Genomic DNA, 296 nt, shown 5'->3' on the forward strand with positions numbered 1-296 from the left:
CGCCGATGGAGGGAGCGGCCATGGACGGAGCAGTGGAGCCCGAGGACGTCCTGCCGGACGGGACCGAGTACGCGGAGCTGGGTGGGGAGCAGGTGCGCAAGGGGACGGTCGCCGCGTTCGTCGCGACGGCGCGGTCCCTGGAGGCGCTGCCCGCGGGGGACCCGGCCGAGGCCGGTCTGGCCTCGCACCTGCGGGACCTGCTCCCCGGTCTGCGCGCGGTCGGGGTGCTGGAGGTGTTCGCGCCCCGCTCGGCCCGGCTGCGGGCGGCGCTCGGCGTGTCCTGAGCCTCAGCCCGG

1 protein-coding gene is annotated in these 296 nt (G+C 77.7%); it reads left to right on the forward strand.

Annotated elements, in window-relative coordinates; genetic code table 11:
• The coding region (locus tag DBV35_RS29815; RefSeq protein ID WP_205648969.1) for a hypothetical protein at positions 1–284 on the forward strand (284 nt) is incomplete at its 5' end.
• Positions 285–296 lie beyond the last annotated feature (12 nt).

Source organism: Acuticoccus kandeliae (assembly GCF_003073115.1).